Source organism: Streptomyces sp. NPDC054770, from assembly GCF_053611985.1.
Genome location: NZ_JBSHBL010000044.1, coordinates 1 through 16,266 on the forward strand (window position 1 = coordinate 1; position 16,266 = coordinate 16,266).

Genomic DNA, 16,266 nt, shown 5'->3' on the forward strand with positions numbered 1-16,266 from the left:
GCCACGCTCCGCGGGCACGACGCGCCGGCCCTACGGGCCGGAAGACACCGGCCGCTACGCGGCCTAACTTCCTTGCTCCGCAAGGAAGTTGATGCGGTGTCACTCCGTGACACCGAAGGAATTCGCTCCGCGAATTCCTAAAAGACGCACCTACACAAGGGCCCTGACCCGTCCTGCTTCCAGTCTGACGTTCCGTCAGTTAATTTCCAAATAACACATTTAAATAATTCCCTTTAGGGTTCTCAAGACTCGCATTTCTCGGAGAGAATTAATTCCCCGTCAATTGCCTTACAGGGTTTAACACAATGAGGTGAATCAGCTCTGGTTGTCTTGTCTGACGCGGGAGTTGCGCGTTCGGTCTGGTGTGGGGATGCCGCCATGGATCGTGTCGGATGAGTTGTGGGATCACCTGGAGCCGCTGCTGCCAGGGCTTGAGCGCAGGTTTCGGTATCCGGGCCGCAAAACCGTCGCCGGATCGGGAGCTGCTGTGCGGGATCTTGTACGTGCTGCACACCGGGATCCAGTGGGAGTACCTGCCACAGGACCTCGGTTTCGGCTCAGGCATCACGTGCTGGCGGCGGCTTCGGGACTGGAACGAGGCCAGCATGTGGCAGCGGCTGCCCGAGGTTCTGCTGGCCGAGCTCAACGCTGCCTCACGGCTGGACTGGTCCCGTTGCGTAGTCAACTCCTCCCGTGTCAGAGCCCTAAAAGGGGGGGCAGCACACGAGCCCCTCGCCGGTCGACCGAGGCCGGGCCAGCTCCAAACATCAGGTGATCACCGACGGGAACGGCACACCACTCGCGGTTCTGCTGAGCTTGTTCTTTAAGGTCTGAGTCGGTTTCGTTCGGTGATGCTCTCGGGTCGTTTCGCGGTCTTGCCCACGTCGTAGCGGGTGGCGGGCCGCCGGTTTTTCGAGCCAAATGGCCTGCCAGGGCCGGGAGTTGAGGGTTTCGGTGCACGGGCCGGACAGTCCAGGTGCGGGCGGAGGTTCCGAAACCCTCGGCGGACTCGGGCCGGGGTGAGCCGGCCGGGCTCGGCGGGCTTCTCCCACGGCCGCCGCAAGTCGGCGGTGGCGTCGCGCAGAAGACGGATCTGGGTGTGCGCGGCGATGATCAGCCAGGTCCAGCGCTCGCCAGCCTCGGGGGTTCGCAGCTTCGGACGGGTCCACCCGAGAGTCTGTTTCATCATCCTGAAGAGGTGTTCGATGTCGAACCTGCGCAGGAACGCCTGCCAGCGCACGTCGACGTCCTCGCTGTTCAGGCCGGTGGCCGACGACCACAGCCAGAGGGGCAGCGGGTCGCCTCCGCCGGGCAGGCGGTCGACCTGGAGGCGGATCAGCGTGCCTTCGATGATGGGGAGTTCGCCGGTGTGGTCGATCCATGCGGAGCGGGTAGTCAGGCGGGGGTGGATGCGGTCCCAGGCCATCGCGCGGGCGGTGCCGTACCGGTCGGTGACCTGCACGGTTGCCGCATCCGGATCGCCCCAGGTCTCAGGCTTGGCGAAGCGGAACTCCTTGCCGTGCTTCGGCGGTCGCCCGCCTTGGGGATAGGCCAGGGCGTACTCCTTGAGCGAGGGCGTCGGCCGTCGCAATCACCCGGTCCGAGCGCATGCGTCCAAGGACCTCGACGGGGAGCCCGTCAAGGAGGTGGGCCATGCGTGGGGCGTCGTAGCCGACGTCGAAGACAATGAGGATGTTGCGGTCGCCGACATGCCAGCGGCCCATCTCAATGAGGTCGGTGACCACCCGGCGGAGCTGGGCAGCGGTGACCTCGGCGACGTCGTCCTCGGGTCCAAGACGGACGGCGTCCAGGAGCTGGCACCAGGACGTCCGGCCCGATTCGAGGGCGGCGACGAACGAGTACGGCCAGCCAGGGATGAACTGGTCCGAGGACCGTCCGCTGCGACCGTAGACATGTCAGAACAGGCGGTCCGCGCTGGTCGGCGCGTCGGGGCGGAGCCAGTTGCTGACGTCGACGGCCAGGACCAGGCGCCCGTCGGCGGCCCGCGGCATCGGCAGACCAGCCAGCACCTGCCGCAGCCGGGGCACGTCCACGTTCCCACTGTTCAACGCCTCGTACATTGCGCCGTGCCCACGCCGGTGCTCGGCCACCAGCGTCAGGTCCACCGGCGACATCACCGGGCCATCCGCGCACAGCAACGCGTCCACCAGCTCAAACAGTTCATCCCCGCGCGTGGTCAGGCAGTCGAACAAGTCCTTCCGGAAGTGTGACGCGAAGCCAAACGCGTCTCGGCGGGCATCGTGTTGCAGCAGACTCACCCCTGCGGCCTTTGAGTGATCGCGGTTCTGTGACGGAACGCATGATCATGCGGGGGCCGTCTGCCTGCCCGGTCAATGCCCAGATGAGTGACGGCGTACGACTCACCGTTCGAGCGCGGCACCTGTTGCCCAGCTCAGATGCTCAGCGGCTGCTCGGGTTGTGCCAGCACCTCATCCCACACATTGCCTCCGTCCGCCCAGGTCCACAGCCACTGGCGCAACGACGGCGCCGCGTACCGCAGTCCGTCGTGAGGGTCCTGGCCCCAGTCCGGCTCCCAGCCATCGGCGTCCCAGAGCAAGACCGGGTGATCGACCGCTATCAGCGAGACGTACCACTCCATGGTGCAGCCGCCGCCCGTCAAGAAGAACCACGACGCCGCCGGCCCCCACCCCGGGCGCTCGGCATGGATGGTTGTCGCGCAAGGCCAGTCCGCCACATGCCAGTGCGGAATGCGGCGCGGCGTCAGCGACGCGAGGCCGCCTTCTGGCCCGAACCCCCCGTCACCGATTTCGGTGTAGATGCGCCGGAGCAATGAGGGGAGCCGATACCCGAGCTTCCGTTCCACGCGCTCGACCTCGGCCATCGCAAGTGGCGGAAAGGGTTCGTCCGGAAGACAGCCAGGAGAGGGCACCACCCCCGCCCCGCCCCACGCGAGGGCGTGCAGCCTATCCAGAAGCGCATCGTCATCCGCAGCATTGCGGCGGGCAGCATCGATCACGAACCGGACTGTAGTACGGGAGAACGACACCCCTTCCCCGAAGGACCCGCCAGGCTCAGACCTTAAAGAACAAGCTTAGCGAGCATGCCAAATGAGATGGCCTGTTAAAGAGGTCCTAACGGAACGACCTGTTCAGCGTCTGGTTTCCATTGTCCGACAGTGACCTTGACGGATCCCAGCACTGGTTTTCGTGACGATGAGCAGCGATGGCGTGTCCAGTCCGCTACCCATGATCGCCTTGCAGACGACCGCGAGCCGCAGGAGCGCCGCTACCTCATGCGGGTTTGATGGCAGCTGCGCATGTCGTACCAAGAGGTGTCGATGGGGCAGCTCAGCCTGAATGTCCGCAAGCCGAAGCTGGCCGTGCTCGAAGAGCCGATCAGTGCCATCAGGACGTCCCATGACGAGATTGATGCATGGGTTGCCACCGCGCAGGAAGCCTCCCCGGTAATCCAAGATCGCGGCTTTAGGGCTGCTACGGAAAGGCAGTAGCTAACGCAGCAAGCCGAGTTGTTGGTGGGAGATGAGGCAGCAGGCGAGCCTGAGGAACGCTTCGTGGATGTCGGCTCGTCGTTCCCAGCGGATGCGTAGGCGTCGGAAGCCGTGAAGCCAGGCAAAGGTGCGCTCGACCACCCACCGGTAGATGCCGAGGCCGGTGCCGTGGCGGGCAATGGCCGGCACGATGCCGCGACCACGGACCGGCTTGCGGTAGATATCGCGGTCGTAGCCGCGGTCGGCGAAGAGTGAGTCGGGTCTGTGACGCGGGCGGCCGACGCGACCACGGACCGGTGGGATTGCGTCGAGCAGGGGCAGGAGCTGGGTGACGTCGTCGAGGGTTGCCGCCAGTCAGCTTGTCGTTTAACTTCAGGCGCTCGGTGGGGACGCGGCAACGGTGACCTGAGCTGTCCAGGACCCGGGTTCCCTGGGCGGATCCCAGGTCACATCGACGTCAGCTTCGTGGAAGCCGCGTGCGAGTCCCACCACCATGGCAGCCACGGCGGCCTGTGCCTCGGCTGGATCGGTGTTGGCCGCCACGTCGGCAAGGCGTCCGCAGAGCATCCCGCCTTCCTCGGTGAGGACACTATGGCGCCAGCCTTCCGGCGTCGCCCCCATAGCCCCGGGGCCAGGGGATTCACCCCGATACCGAAACGGTGGGCGGTCGAACGGACCTACGGATGGCTCATGCTCCACCGCCGCCTGGCCCGAGACTACGAAACCCTGCCCGCCCGATCCGAAGCCATGATCCACCTGGCGATGACCGACCTCATGGCCCGCCGCCTCACAGGCGAAGCCACCATCTCCTGGCGTGACCCGACACCAACGGATCAAATCTGCATTGCGGGATGAAACGTTGGGAGAAAACGACCTCTAAGGAGGGAGGGGTGGTTGGTGTGCCGCCCGCCGGTGGTTCACATTGGTGTTCATGACGACGAGGGGAACACCGCGGCCAGGAGCGCGTCGCGCGCAACTCCAGCGCATCGCCGGGCGGAGGCGGCAGCCGCGGGGCACGCGAGCTCGGGCACCGTTGGGAGCGCGGCGGCCGGGCCAGCGCGCCGGAGCCGCTGAGCGGCACCGCGCGCTCACCGGCTCGGCCGCGGGCGGCGGTTCCCGCTCTGCCGAGGCCGGCGGTGGCGCCGAGGGCGCGAGCTGGTGGGCCCGTCTGGAGCGCTCCGTCGGGCTGTTGGCCACAACTGCCTCCCTCGCCGTTGCCGCCTTCGCCTGGGTGTCGATCAGGCAGGTCGACAGCGAGCAGCACATCACGCGGGAAGGACAGATAGCCGACCGGTTCAACGCGGCCGTCGAACACATCGGCGACGACTCCGAGGATGTGCGCCTGGGCGGCGTCTACGCTCTCCAGCGCATCATGCAGGACTCCCCGCGCGACCAGCCCACCGTGATCGACGTCCTGTCCGCCTATATACGCGCGCACGCCCCGAAACCGACGAAGGAAGTACCCGCCCCGGCGTCTCCGCACCGGGATGTCGCGGCGGCCCTGTCGGTGTTGGGCGCCAGGGACGGTCGGCATGACGGTACGGCCGTCGTGGACCTCCGGGGGGCCTATCTGCGTCATGTCAATCTCAGTCACGCCGACCTGACGGGAGCGGATCTCCGCCACACCGACCTGCGCGACACGGTCCTCGACGGCACGGACCTGAGTGAGGCCAACCTGACCGAGGCCAACCTGAGTGACGCGAGGCTCGCCGACATGGTGATGCACCGAGCGAATTTGACCGGTGCGGAGCTGCGGGATGTCGACGTGATCGGCTCGGACTGGAGCGGGGCGACGCTCACGCTCGCGCATATGCGCGCCGCGTCCCTGGACGGTACGGACCTGAGTGGCGCCAAACTGTCGTTCGCGGATCTGCGCGAGGCCGTCATGCCTGTGGTGGATCTCCAGAAGGCCGAGCTCGGACTCACCGATCTGCGGGACGCGACCCTGACGGGTGCGGACCTGCGCAACGCACGGATGAACAAGGCGGACCTGCGTCGTGCGACGCTGGGTGCCGCCGACTTCACTGGAGCGGACACCTCCGAGGTTGATCTGCGGGGGGCGGATCTGGTAGACGCCTCCACGGTGGGCCGTTACAAAGACATGCCGGACAGAAGCGTCAACATCACCGTGCAACAACTCCTGTTCGCGAAGCTCGACAAGGACACCCGACTGCCGAAGCGTCTCGCCGCGGACCCAGATGTGAAGAAGGCGACGGCAGGCCCCTAGTGAGCCGGTTTTGAGTTCGCCCATCGCCACTTGAGTCGTCTTCCGTTTCGGACCGCGGCTTGGGCGGTGACGGGGCTGATGGTTGGCGGTCTGCTGTGGGGATGGGCGACAGCAGGCTTGCGCCGCTGGTGTTATCCGATGATCTGACCTGGCGTCAGTTGGCGAACACCGCCAACTGACACGCACAGTCACAGTGGGACGCCCGGTCTGTTCGCGTGCACACGCTAACCCGTCCCAAACACGGCGAGGCGCTCAACTATGACCCGGAGATGGTCGGCTATGTGCTGCGGGAGATCGTGGAGGTGCCGACCGGCGACTTCCAGGACCTTCGGCTCTGGCGACGCCAGGTCGCCGACCTGGCGGTAGGACTTGTCGAGGAGTATCGCCGCCCGGTCCTGACCCCCATGACCTTGGTCAACCCTGGCTATGTCGGCGAGATCTTCGGCGCGTTGAGGGATGCGGGCATAGACGTCCACCACTTCTTCCTCAGCTTGTTCTATTTCTTCCGGCCTCGAACGGTGTCTCGTACTGAGTCGCTCACCTGGGGATTCGCCGGACGTGGGGGCGGCCTTCGTCTGATCCTGTGCTCCGGCCAAGGTGCACGTGACCACGACGAAGGCCGTGAGGGTGAGTGTGCTGCCAGTTGCTGTCCGGAGGAAAGCGTTCGCGGAAGCGTCACGCTTCCGAGGCGAGTTCTACGAGTGTCTGACCGCTCGGCGCGACGAATTGTTCGAGCTGGCCGATGCGGTGCTGTGTGCGGACGGCGCGGTGAAGTCCCTGGTGGACTTGACGCTGTTGCCCGAGCATCGTCGTGGGCACGGAGCGATGTACGGCGGTCTCAATCACGGCCGGATCGACATGGATCGGCTGCGGACGGTGCTGTGCGGGCTGTCGCTGCCGCGTTTCGACGGCGGGTGCCTGGTGCTGGCGGTCGACGTGTCGCCGTGGCTTCGCTCGGACGCGCCGTGCTCGGCCGAGCGGTTGTTCTGCCACGTCTACGGCCGTGCGAAGACGGCGTCACAGTTCATTCCGGGCTGGCCCTACTCCTTCGTGGCCGTGCTGGAGCCTGGCGCCACGTCCTGGACCGCGATCCTGGACGTGGTCCGGCTCGGACCGGTGGACGACGCCACCGCGGTCACCGCCGCCCAGCTGCGGGGTGTCGTCGAGCGGCTCATCGCCGCGGGCCAGTGGCAGGCCGGGGACCCGCATATCGTGATCGTCAGCGACGCTGGCTACGACGTCACCCGTCTGGCCTGGGTCCTGCGCGACCTGCCCGTCGAGATGGTCGGCCGAGTCCGCTCCGACCGCGTCATGCGTCTGCCGAAACCACCGCGGATGCACGGAGTCAACGGCCGGCCGCCCAAGCACGGCCCGGAATTCCGTTTCACCAAGCCGGAGACCTGGCCCGAGCCCGCGATCACCACCGTCACCGACACCGCCAACTACGGCAAGGCCGAGACCCAGGCGTGGGACCGAGTCCACCCAAGGCTCACCCACCGCTCGTCCTGGCTCGACCACGACGGTGAACTACCCCTGGTTGAGGGCACGTTGATCCGGCTGAAGGTCGAGCACCTGTCGAAGGAACGAGACGCTCCGCCGGTGTGGTTATGGTCCTCGAAGACCGGTGCCACCCCGGACGACGTGGACCGTTTCTGGCAGGCATTTCTCCGCCGCTTTGATCTGGAGCACACCTTCCGCTTCGCGAAACAGACCCTCGGCTGGACCACACCGAAACTCCGTACCCCCGAAGCCGCGGACCGCTGGACCTGGATCCTGATCGTCGCCCACACCCAGCTCCGGCTCGCCCGGCCCCTCGCCGAAGATCTCCGCCACCCCTGGGAGAAACCTGCCACACCCGACCGGCTCACCCCGGCCCGAGTCCGCCGCGGGTTCAGGAACATCCGCGCTCACCTCGCCTGCCCGACCGGGGTTCCCAAACTCCGAGGTGCCGGCCCCGGACGGCCACCCGGCGCCAAGAACAGACACCGGGCACCCCGCTACGACGTCGGCAAGACTGTCAAACGCCCCGAAACCCTCAAGGCCATCGGCCGACCTGGCAGATCCTGGTAGATAAAGAACAAGCTAAGGGTTGTCCTGTAAACGATCTCTGTCTCAAGCTCGTCGGGGGTAGTCAGGATGATCGGCGTAGGGGGCGGCGAGGTCGAGCAGGTCGTCGCATGGCCAGGTCTCGCCGTCGTACTGACAGTCAACGCGGTTGTCCCACGGTAGTTCGGGGTCGTCCGTGGCTGGACTGAGCACGTGGCGGGTGAGCACGCGGTACTTGGCCTTGACCTCCCGCAGCACGCGGGCTGGGTCATGCAGCGCCACGTGCAGGGCGGCGGTGGGATGGAAACCTGGCAGCTCTCCTTGCCCGAAGTCCACCGTGTGTCCATGGGCGGTCCACTCCCCGCGCCCGTCACCCTTGCAGCGCCGAGCCAAGTCGGCCTCCTCATCCAGCCGTGCGTTGAGGAACGCCACCAGGTCCTGATTCATGGGGTCATCCTGAACGATGCGCCGGGCGCGGTCGTCTGATTTCCATAGTGCGGGCCCGCTCTGGCTGGCCACTCGACAGTGGAATGATCTTGCTGTGGCTGGTGTGATCACGGCGTCGGAGCCGTCCTGGATAGCCCCCTTCACCGGGCTGAGCTCGCGCACCTTTGGCAAGTTGGTGGTGCAGCTGCATGCGAGCCCTGAAGGGGGTACCTGACAGGCTCGAATCCTGTGGACCGAGGCAAGTACGGCTTAAAGATCTACTTGATCACCGAGCGGACCGGTCTGCCCTTGTCCGTCGGCGGCGCCAGCCCGGCGAGCTCTATGGCTGGGCCGGCACCGCTGGACCGTCGAACGCACCATGGCCTGGCTCGTTTTCGGCGGTGGGGCCCGGGGACCAGTTGTGGGTACTGGCTTGCGGCGGGCGTTGTCAGAGGCATCGGGCACACTGCGCGGTATGAACCTGGTGACCGCACATGACTATGCCTGGATCCGCACTTCGCCGCTCTTCCGTCACATGATGGACAGCGGATACACCCTGACACTGATACGGGGGCGGAGCGTGCGCGAGGTGCTGCGCGCGATGGAGGCGGAAGCACGCGGCACCGGGGAGGGAACGGCCGGGCTGATCGAGGCGGACGACGCCCACCGTGCCGAGGTGGGCTACGACTACTGGGACGAGTCCTATGTCGCGGGCGCCTTCAGTGCTCCGGGCGAGAACGGCGACTGGACGCTCGTCCTCGGCTTCGACGGCGGCCTGGGGATCGCGGGCGCGTGTGTGGAGGCGCTGTCGAAGGGCGGCCGGGTCGTGGCGCACTCAAGCAATGGCGGCAAGCCTATGCACTTCTTCCACTGGTTCGAGGACGGTGAGCTTCGTACGACGTTCGAGGGTCCCTCGTCGCGTGCTGGCAGCACCCCCGATGAGCTGGTTCCTCTGTTGCGGGAGGTCGGCTTCCCTCTGACTCTTGAGGGAGAGCACGACGAGAGCGTCCCGGATGTCGACGGGAAGGCGGCGGTCCTCGCTCTGGCTGAGAGGCTCACGGGCATACGCGTCACCGAATCTCTCCTCCGGGACGCTACGTACGAGCTGGGGCTCGTCCCCGAGCAGCCTGCCGAGGAGTGGACCGGCTTGGTCATCGACATCACCGATGCCTATGGGGAGCGCCTGTACAGGGAATGGACCTACGAGGAGATCGCGGCGGCGTCGGACCGCGCACGGGCGGAGGCAGATGCGCCGGTCGTGATTACCTACGACGGGCCGCCGGCTGTGGATTGTTCGGAGCGCGAGACAGGTGAGTAGCGAGGCGAGGGCCCTCTGCGGGCCGCTCTACGGCGGTCCTGCCCGGCCTGCCTGCAACGCTCCAGCCAGGTCCTGCGCCGCATCGAGCACCAGATTTCAGGCCCAACTCCCCTATCTGTATGCGTATTCCGTCTTTCTGTTGGTGTGCTAGTTGTTCGTGCACCATTGTCAGTGCTCTGCCGGATGGTCCGGGCATGAGTCTGATCAGTGAGCTCAGTAATCCGGACTCGACCCCGGTCTCGCGTGGCCCCAGCCGACGATGGGACGGCGGCCCCCTGTTACGAGTCACACCGCGTCAGGTCTGTGACTGACCGTGGCGGTACTCCTCAGAAGGCATCGAGTCCCATTCGGTATTCGCCCCGTCGCGTGTCACCATGAACAACGGACGCGACCGCAGGACTTGCCCGGCGGGTTGCCCGCACATGACGACCCCGGGATCATCCGGCCCTGCGCAACCGTCGACGTTGTAGCGAAAGTACACGTCCTTTGCCTCGGCATACGCGATCATGTCGTTCTCCAGCTCCGACAGGTCCCTCCCGACCAGCGGGATTCCGTCGTATTTGACCTGAGGACCGGTCACGGCGTCTGCAGCGATACAGAACAGTCCCGCGGCTTGGCTCACGTAGGCCGTGACGGCCAGCAGACAAGAAGCCGCCCCCTGACGGTGGACTTCGATCTTCCACGTCGGCGAGAAGGCTTTGTGGTGTCGAGCGCAATCACTGACCTTCGTCTGGCCGAGAACCTGAGCTGCCTCGACCACTTCGTCGACGGTCATACCGAACCGGAGCGGTCCAGCGCCAACTGTCGGTGCATAGGACCACTCGTCACCATCGGCGACTCCGGAATCCCCTGCGGTCGTGAACGTCATAGTCGCCCCCTGGAGACACCTGAGATCTTGCCGGCGCCCATCATGTCAATCGGCGACCAGCAGCAAGCCATGCACAAGCTCCCCAGTCTGCCGGGGACGGCAGTGATCTCCACGCGATCGCTGGCCTCGCTGCTGCTTTGCTCTGGTCTGGGCGAGTCGGTAGGACTCGGTGCCCGTCTCGATGATGGTGCCGTTGAAGGTGAGACGATCGACGATGGCCGCGCAGAGCCGGGGGTCGGTGAAGGGTCGCGGCAGGGGCAACTGATCGGCTGGGCGGCTGAGGAGTTCCTCGGTCTCTTGGGTGCTCGTCAGCCGCTGTCCGGGCTCAGGGCTGCGTTTCCGTCGTGCGTTGGCCGGGGCCGTCGGCCCCGGAGCCGGATGGCAGGCCTGGTCTCACGCACGGTACCCAGGCGGGTCTCTTTGACGGGGACGGGGACGGCGACGGGTGGGGCTGATCGGCAGCGGGTCGCGGATACTCACGCTCTGCCCTGCTGGCGCAGGGGGTGGTGTGGGTAGAGGGTGCTGTCGGCGTCCGGTCGGGCGCCGGCGGGACGCGGGCAGACTCCGGGTGTGCACGTGTGCAGCGGCGGCATGCTGTGCGGAGCGCAGTCAGGTGGTCTGGGGCCAGGTGCGCAGGAGGGCGGCGATTGTCGCTGCGGTGCATGTGGGGTCGCGCAGGAGGTCGCGCAGGGCGACGGCGTCTTTGTGGGTGGGTTTGACGGAGATGCCGGATGCTTCCAGGTACATCACGCCGGTTGCGGCGGCGACGGCCGTGTTGGAGTGCTCCAGCCAGCGGCAGCGGCCGAGGATGTGCACGAGGGCGGCGGCCCGGGCGTAAGGGCCGTCGTAGACGGGCTGTTCCAGCAGTTCGGCGCGGTGGGCGGCGACTGCGGCGACCGGTACGCCGTAGTCGTCGGGGGCGGGGTCCTGTGCGCCGGCGAGCTCGGCGACCTGGAGGATCCAGGGGACGTCGATGTGCAGTTCCATCAGGCGGCGTGCGCTCCGGGGGTGTGCTGGTCTGCGTCTTCGGCTTCGTCGAAGACGGCCTGGTGCTCGTCGAGGAAGCGCCGTGCGGCGTCCATGCCTCGCTGCCGTAGCCCGTCGGCGTCGTCCCGTACGAGGGAGGCGATGTAGTCGCCGACGCTCAGGCCCCGGTCCTTGGCGCGGGCTCTGGCCAGTCAGCGCTGTATGCGCCTGGGTTTCGAGGCGGCGTCCAGGCGGGTTGTCAGGCGGCGAATCCCACGGAGGTGACGTACTCGTATTTTCCCCACTGGGAGCCGAGGCCCACGATCTGGTCGATCCAGGCGTCGTCGAGGGCCCGGGCGTCTGTTTTGGTCCAGGCGTCGATGATGGCGTCCCAGGTGCGGATGTTCAGTCGGCGGTATTCCAGGACGCGTTGGTGGGGAATGGGGACGTGGCTCTGGTCGAGGGGGTGGATTTCCACCCGGGTTCCGCCGCCCGCGTTGAGGCGCTTGAGGAGGTAGCGGGCGACGTTGTGGCGGCGCAGCGTCCGGTAGGCGGCGTCGATTTTTGCCAGGTTGGCCTTGTTGGGGCGCTGTTTGCCGGCGAGCCAGGCCTTGAGGGTGCGGGGGGTGACGGTGATGCCGGCCTGGCGTATGGCGTCGTGGCCGGCGGCTGAGCGGGTGAGGTAGCGCAGGCGGGCGGACAGGCCGCGGGTGGAGGTGACGGGGGTGGCGATGTAGCCGGCGAGGGAGTCGAGTACGCGGGCTGCGGCTTCGCTGCCGCGTTGGCCTGCGGCGCCGTAGTGTCCGAAGTCGTGTGTCCTGTCGGGCATGTAGGGCTCTTACCGCCGGCCGGTGGGGAGGGTGTAGACGTCTTTCACTTTTACCTGTGCCACGTCGCGCCCTTCCGTGAATACCTGCCGCCAGTCGCCGGCGATGTGGAGTTCGTCGGTTCCCATGACCCGCATGACGGCGAGTCCGGCTGTGTGTGCTTTATGGGCTTTGAGCCACAGGTTGACGAATGCCTGCGAGCGGATGATGTGCATCCAGTCGGGGCGGTAGAGTTCCCGGTTGTAGTTCGACTCTCCCATGGTGGACACGAACTTAGAATACATGGATTTCACGTATTCCAGGGTGACTTCGTCGTCTTCGGTGATGGCTTTTTCGCGGGCGTCGCGCAGGGTCTGGCGGAATTTCTCGAAGAGTTGTTCCGTCGATCCGGACGTGAAGGATTCATGGATGACCGGGGGGTCGCACAGGGGGCCGTACGGTTCGGTGGCGAGGCGCTGGAGGAGGCGGAGGGTGGGTTCGGTGACCCAGACGGGGCCCGGTTCCTCGCGGTTGCCCAGGGGGTTGGGGAGGTAGGGGTGGTGGTCCCATTCCGGTGGGGTGATGAGGTGGATTCCCGAGCGGCGGCGGGAGTGGACGTTCCCGGTGGAGTATTCGAGGGCGCCGAGCGGGAGATGGGTCTTGAGGGCGGAGAGGTAGGCGCCGTTGATGTCGAGGGCGGTCACCTCGCTTGCCGTGCCGGGCGGCGCCTCGAGGCGCGTCCAGTGGGGGCGGGCCTCCCATACCTCGTCGGCGCCGTGGGCGGACTTCTTGCGGAGGATGCCGGGCAGCGGCGGATGGCCGACGATGTCGTAGCGGGCGCCGGTGCGGCAGGCGTCCAGCAGGGCCATGGCGTCCGGGATCGCGCGGCGCTGCAGTTCGGCGGCGGCCGCCCCCAGGTCGCCGCCGTGCGCGGCGAGGGCTTCGTGGACGGCCCGTGCGATCAGGTCGTGGGTGCGGCCCCGGTGCGGGGGGGTGCGGGGGCGGGCGGGGGCCCGGGGGTGGCCGTGGGGCGCTGCGGCGGGGGCGGGGGTCTGGGGGTGGGGTGTGTCGGGGGGGTTCGGGGGCGGGGGTGTGCAGTCGGCGGGGTGGAGGTGCTGCGGGTAGCCCTCGACCTGGTCGGTGGCGGGTGCTCCGCACAGGACGCAGGGCTGGGGGGCGGGCAGGGGTTCGTCTTCGTCCGCCGGGGCGGTGCTGTGCCGGCCGGAGGGGCCGGTGGCGGGGCGGGGTGGTGTTTCGGCCTGGGTGTGCAGTCTTTCCTGGGCGCCGGCGAGGAAGTAGGCGTACTTCTCGCGGATCCCGCCGCTGGGATCGCGTCCCTGTTCCCAGCCGCCGACCGTGGAGGGGCTCACTCCCAGTGCCCGGGCCACCTGGGTGCGCGAGAGGTTCAGCGCCTGGCGCAGGGCGCGCCGCTGCTCGGCGGGGGGCAGGCCGGCCGGTTGGCGGGCGCCGGCCAGGAGTGCGTCGATCGCGTCGAAGTCGGTCATCGTGGTGTTCCCTGGGCGGCGGGGGCGGGGGTGGTGCGGCGGGGTGCGGGGGGCGGGGTGCGCCGCCGGTGAGGGGGCAGGGTGTCGCAGGCCCGGGTGGGGCCGGCGAGCAGGTCCAGGGCGTCGATCCCGTAGTGCGCGGCGAGGGCTTCGCAGTCGTTCAGGCTCCATGCCGCGCTGCCGGACTGGCGGCGGCTGATCTGCGTCTGGCTGACGCCCAGGGCGGCGGCGAGGTCTGCCTGGGACTCCCCCGTGATCTGCATGAGGGCGGCTGCGGCTGCCCGCACGCGCTCGCCGAGCGTCATCTTCATGACGCCACCCTAGACGATCTATGCATTTTGGGCATGAAAATTGGTGAAAGCGCGTGGCCTTCCGCATCGGCACCGGGGGGGCACGTCCCGCACGGGAGCAGCACGGACCGGTTCGGTGGCACGGCTCTTCGGGTCAGGGCGGTGGGTGCACGGTGGCGACGGACTGTTTGCTGCGACCGGGGCGGGGCGGGGACGCAGGTGCCAGGTCCTGCCGGCTCGGTGACGGCCGGGCTGCGGAACGCACGACGGTGAGCAGACGTCCGTCGAGGCGGGCGTCGAAGCGGCCTCCGGCCCGTGCGAGGCGCTCCCGGACACCGGCCTGGGGCGCGGGCTGTTCGGCCAGGATGGCCGGCAGCACCCCGTGCCGGGCAGGTCCCGGCGCGCCGGCGGGCACGTCCGGCCGCGGCACCGCACTTTGACGGGCTGTCACAGCGGTCGGCTGCCGACCCGGGCGCCGCCCTGCGCGAACGCCATCTCCGCCTGCTGCACACCGAGCGGCCCGCCCCGTTAGCCGGCCCCTCACGGACCACGGCCGGCCACCTGCCCGCACCGCTGACCGGCTTCGCCGGACGCCACGACGACCTCGCCCGGATCGACACACTCCTCGCCGCAGGCCGCCTGGTCACCGTTGCCGGTCCCGGTGGGGCCGGCAAGACCCCGCTCGCCGTCGAGGCCGCCCGCCACCGGCGCCAGGCCTACCGCGACGGAGCCCGGATGACCGACCTCGCCCCGGTCACCGAACCGGCCAAGGTGGGCGCCGCCCTGCTCACCGGGACCGGGCTGCACGCCGGCACGACGCCAGAGACCCGCACCCGGAGCGACAGCGACGAAACCGAGGTACTCCTCGACCGGCTCGACGGCCGGGAAAGCCTGCTGCTCATCGACCACTGCGAGCACCTGACCGACGCCGCGGCCCACCTGGTCACGGCACTGCTGCCCCGCTGCCCCGGACTGAGCATGCTCGCCACCAGCCACGAGCCACACACACGCTGCCACTCGCACTCGAGCCGTCCCGCGGTCCCGCTCCCGCCTCCCGGTGCCGCTGCACATGCCGCCCTGACCGCGCAGGCGGCCGCCCCGAGTCCGTACGCCGCATGCCCCCCCCCCGCAGCTCCCAGGCCGCCCCCATCCGGTTCGCCGGGTCCGCGGTGTGACTGCGGCAACTCGCGTAGCGATCCGGAAAGGTGGAAGAGGCCCGACTGCGGCCAGGGGCTGTGGCTGCTGCCCTGGCCGAGTGCCACTGGTGTCCGAGACAGCCAAGACGCGTGCTGCCGGATCCGGTTACGGCCTGCGAGTGCTGTGATCCTCTCGTGGCACGAGACCACCCGGAGGACAAGTTGTCGTGCCTTCCCCGCCGTCCTCGAGAGGAACTCGGCAGCCTCGTTTCCAAGCTCGACTCCGCATTCGACCACCGGACTGTTCCCGTCAGTCCTCACCTCATGGTGGCGAGTCCGTGGGGTGCGTGCGGGCGGTGGCGTCGGCGTCTCCTGGAGAACTGAGCGGCCCGGTTGCCTGCGTGACTCTCAACGAGTCTTGTCTGTCACTGAGTTCGGATGTCGTCGGAAGGTCTGCTTGGCCTCTGAATGCCGGTGGGTTTCGATGTCACTCAGGTGTGCAGGCCGGGCGTCGCCAGTGTGTTGCCATGCCGTATCCGCCGATGCCGCCCCGACTCGAAACCGCTCGGCTGACGCTGCGTCCGTGGACCGAGTCCGATGTCGAGGCCCACCGCATGCTTGTTGCCGAACGGGGCGACGGTATGCCGTCGACCGAGCACAACCGGCGGATGATCGAGGAGCAGCGCTCCGCATCGGCGCTGACCGGGATTGCTCTGCTGGCCGTCGTCCGCCGCGATGCCGGCGACTTCATCGGGTACTGCGGGCTCACCGTCGGTCGGGCTTGTGCCGACGAGCCGGAGATCGCGTACGAGTTGTTCCGGCGAGTGCACGGACAGGGCTACGCAGCCGAGGCAGCCTTCGCCGTGCTCGACGCCGCGACCACGACCGGGCGGAAGCGGCTGTGGGCGACCGTGCGCCCCTGGAACGTGCCGTCGTTCCGTGTCCTCGAAAAGCTCGGGTTCGAGCGCGACCATGTGTCGGCGGATGACCGTGACGAACTGGTGTGGCTCACTCGCTCTCTGCCGTAGGGGAGGGCGTTCCGGCCGTCTGAACTCGTCGGGCACGTAACCCTGGCAGGCCGGATCGCCTGGGGCCAGAGGCGAATCGGGCCAGGCCGCTGCACCGGGACCGCAGGTCGTTGGAGCAATCCCCGGCGTGCAGCGCCTGAGCGGGACGAGTGCCGCTTGC

General features: G+C 67.9%; 14 protein-coding genes and 7 pseudogenes. 9 read left to right on the forward strand and 12 right to left on the reverse strand.

All coding sequences use genetic code 11. From position 1 onward, the window contains the following. Positions 1-370 precede the first annotated feature (370 nt). Positions 371-816 (forward strand): annotated as a pseudogene (locus tag ACWGKQ_RS31715) (IS5 family transposase); the annotation flags it as partial. Positions 817-823: 7 nt separating this feature from the next. On the opposite strand, the pseudogene ACWGKQ_RS31720 reads toward ACWGKQ_RS31715, so the two are convergent. Next, positions 824-2,279, reverse strand: a pseudogene (locus tag ACWGKQ_RS31720) (NF041680 family putative transposase). A gap of 134 nt (positions 2,280-2,413) precedes the next feature. After that, positions 2,414-2,998 carry a hypothetical protein gene (locus ACWGKQ_RS31725; protein ID WP_453295447.1) on the reverse strand — a complete coding sequence of 195 codons (585 nt, stop codon included), beginning with the start codon at positions 2,996-2,998 and terminating at the stop codon, positions 2,414-2,416. Positions 2,999-3,319: 321 nt separating this feature from the next. On the opposite strand from ACWGKQ_RS31725, the gene ACWGKQ_RS31730 reads away from it, so the two are divergent. Continuing rightward, on the forward strand, positions 3,320-3,490 hold the full coding sequence (locus tag ACWGKQ_RS31730) for a hypothetical protein (protein ID WP_453295448.1): 171 nt from the start codon (positions 3,320-3,322) through the stop codon (positions 3,488-3,490). On the opposite strand, the pseudogene ACWGKQ_RS31735 reads toward ACWGKQ_RS31730, so the two are convergent. After that, positions 3,491-3,838 (reverse strand): annotated as a pseudogene (locus tag ACWGKQ_RS31735) (transposase); the annotation flags it as partial. Positions 3,839-4,111: 273 nt separating this feature from the next. On the opposite strand from ACWGKQ_RS31735, the pseudogene ACWGKQ_RS31740 reads away from it, so the two are divergent. The 4 genes and pseudogenes from ACWGKQ_RS31740 to ACWGKQ_RS31755 form a co-directional block, all read left to right on the forward strand. After that, positions 4,112-4,345 (forward strand): annotated as a pseudogene (locus tag ACWGKQ_RS31740) (transposase); the annotation flags it as partial. Between the two features lie 178 nt (positions 4,346-4,523). Further along, entirely contained in the window at positions 4,524-5,717 is a 1,194-nt protein-coding gene (locus ACWGKQ_RS31745) for a pentapeptide repeat-containing protein (protein WP_453295449.1), read from the forward strand. A 215-nt stretch (positions 5,718-5,932) separates the two neighbouring features. After that, a pseudogene (locus ACWGKQ_RS31750) lies at positions 5,933-6,211 on the forward strand (AAA family ATPase); the annotation flags it as partial. 133 nt (positions 6,212-6,344) lie between these two features. After that, on the forward strand, positions 6,345-7,787 hold the full coding sequence (locus ACWGKQ_RS31755; RefSeq protein ID WP_453295517.1) for an NF041680 family putative transposase: 1,443 nt from the start codon (positions 6,345-6,347) through the stop codon (positions 7,785-7,787). A gap of 42 nt (positions 7,788-7,829) precedes the next feature. On the opposite strand, the gene ACWGKQ_RS31760 is transcribed toward ACWGKQ_RS31755, so the two are convergent. Then, complete coding sequence (locus ACWGKQ_RS31760; RefSeq protein ID WP_453295450.1) at positions 7,830-8,210, reverse strand: DUF6221 family protein; 381 nt, start codon at positions 8,208-8,210, stop codon at positions 7,830-7,832. A gap of 94 nt (positions 8,211-8,304) precedes the next feature. On the opposite strand from ACWGKQ_RS31760, the pseudogene ACWGKQ_RS31765 reads away from it, so the two are divergent. Beyond that, positions 8,305-8,397, forward strand: a pseudogene (locus tag ACWGKQ_RS31765) (IS5/IS1182 family transposase); the annotation flags it as partial. A 267-nt stretch (positions 8,398-8,664) separates the two neighbouring features. Beyond that, positions 8,665-9,507, forward strand: a complete 843-nt coding sequence (locus tag ACWGKQ_RS31770) for a DUF6461 domain-containing protein (RefSeq protein WP_453295451.1) — start codon at positions 8,665-8,667, stop codon at positions 9,505-9,507. A gap of 295 nt (positions 9,508-9,802) precedes the next feature. Here the strand turns inward: ACWGKQ_RS31770 and ACWGKQ_RS31775 are convergent, their stop codons facing one another. The 8 genes and pseudogenes from ACWGKQ_RS31775 to ACWGKQ_RS31810 all read right to left on the reverse strand — a co-directional run bounded on the left by ACWGKQ_RS31775 (position 9,803) and on the right by ACWGKQ_RS31810 (position 14,851). Next, positions 9,803-10,375, reverse strand: a complete 573-nt coding sequence (locus ACWGKQ_RS31775) for a hypothetical protein (protein ID WP_453295452.1) — start codon at positions 10,373-10,375, stop codon at positions 9,803-9,805. Between the two features lie 126 nt (positions 10,376-10,501). After that, positions 10,502-10,624: pseudogene (locus ACWGKQ_RS31780) on the reverse strand (ATP-binding protein); the annotation flags it as partial. 360 nt (positions 10,625-10,984) lie between these two features. Continuing rightward, the gene (locus ACWGKQ_RS31785) at positions 10,985-11,362 is read right to left on the reverse strand and encodes a fic family toxin-antitoxin system, toxin component (RefSeq protein ID WP_453295453.1); all 378 of its coding nucleotides are present in this window, start codon (positions 11,360-11,362) and stop codon (positions 10,985-10,987) included. A 238-nt stretch (positions 11,363-11,600) separates the two neighbouring features. After that, positions 11,601-12,170: a transcriptional regulator gene (locus ACWGKQ_RS31790; protein ID WP_453295454.1), complete on the reverse strand. Its 570-nt coding sequence runs from the start codon at positions 12,168-12,170 to the stop codon at positions 11,601-11,603. Positions 12,171-12,179: 9 nt separating this feature from the next. Beyond that, positions 12,180-13,652 (reverse strand): helix-turn-helix domain-containing protein, encoded by a 1,473-nt coding sequence (locus ACWGKQ_RS31795; protein ID WP_453295455.1) that lies wholly within the window; start codon positions 13,650-13,652, stop codon positions 12,180-12,182. Continuing rightward, a complete protein-coding gene (locus ACWGKQ_RS31800; RefSeq protein ID WP_453295456.1) occupies positions 13,649-13,963 on the reverse strand; it encodes a helix-turn-helix transcriptional regulator in 315 nt (104 codons plus the stop codon). Before ACWGKQ_RS31800 ends, ACWGKQ_RS31795 begins: the two co-directional genes overlap by 4 nt. A 133-nt stretch (positions 13,964-14,096) precedes the next feature. Continuing rightward, positions 14,097-14,393, reverse strand: a complete 297-nt coding sequence (locus ACWGKQ_RS31805) for a hypothetical protein (RefSeq protein WP_453295457.1) — start codon at positions 14,391-14,393, stop codon at positions 14,097-14,099. 89 nt (positions 14,394-14,482) lie between these two features. Further along, positions 14,483-14,851 carry a hypothetical protein gene (locus ACWGKQ_RS31810; RefSeq protein WP_453295458.1) on the reverse strand — a complete coding sequence of 123 codons (369 nt, stop codon included), beginning with the start codon at positions 14,849-14,851 and terminating at the stop codon, positions 14,483-14,485. Between the two features lie 754 nt (positions 14,852-15,605). On the opposite strand from ACWGKQ_RS31810, the gene ACWGKQ_RS31815 reads away from it, so the two are divergent. Then, positions 15,606-16,106: a GNAT family N-acetyltransferase gene (locus tag ACWGKQ_RS31815; RefSeq protein WP_453295459.1), complete on the forward strand. Its 501-nt coding sequence runs from the start codon at positions 15,606-15,608 to the stop codon at positions 16,104-16,106. Positions 16,107-16,266: the final 160 nt, after the last annotated feature.

Bases quoted from the DNA above. Each gene is read 5' to 3' on its own strand.
- ACWGKQ_RS31730 (WP_453295448.1), top strand. From the start codon at position 3,320: ATGGGGCAGCTCAGCCTGAATGTCCGCAAGCCGAAGCTGGCCGTGCTC.
- ACWGKQ_RS31760 (WP_453295450.1), bottom strand. From the start codon at position 8,210: ATGAATCAGGACCTGGTGGCGTTCCTCAACGCACGGCTGGATGAGGAG.
- ACWGKQ_RS31770 (WP_453295451.1), top strand. From the start codon at position 8,665: ATGAACCTGGTGACCGCACATGACTATGCCTGGATCCGCACTTCGCCG.
- ACWGKQ_RS31775 (WP_453295452.1), bottom strand. From the start codon at position 10,375: ATGACGTTCACGACCGCAGGGGATTCCGGAGTCGCCGATGGTGACGAG.
- ACWGKQ_RS31785 (WP_453295453.1), bottom strand. From the start codon at position 11,362: ATGGAACTGCACATCGACGTCCCCTGGATCCTCCAGGTCGCCGAGCTC.
- ACWGKQ_RS31790 (WP_453295454.1), bottom strand. From the start codon at position 12,170: ATGCCCGACAGGACACACGACTTCGGACACTACGGCGCCGCAGGCCAA.
- ACWGKQ_RS31795 (WP_453295455.1), bottom strand. From the start codon at position 13,652: ATGACCGACTTCGACGCGATCGACGCACTCCTGGCCGGCGCCCGCCAA.
- ACWGKQ_RS31800 (WP_453295456.1), bottom strand. From the start codon at position 13,963: ATGAAGATGACGCTCGGCGAGCGCGTGCGGGCAGCCGCAGCCGCCCTC.
- ACWGKQ_RS31815 (WP_453295459.1), top strand. From the start codon at position 15,606: ATGCCGTATCCGCCGATGCCGCCCCGACTCGAAACCGCTCGGCTGACG.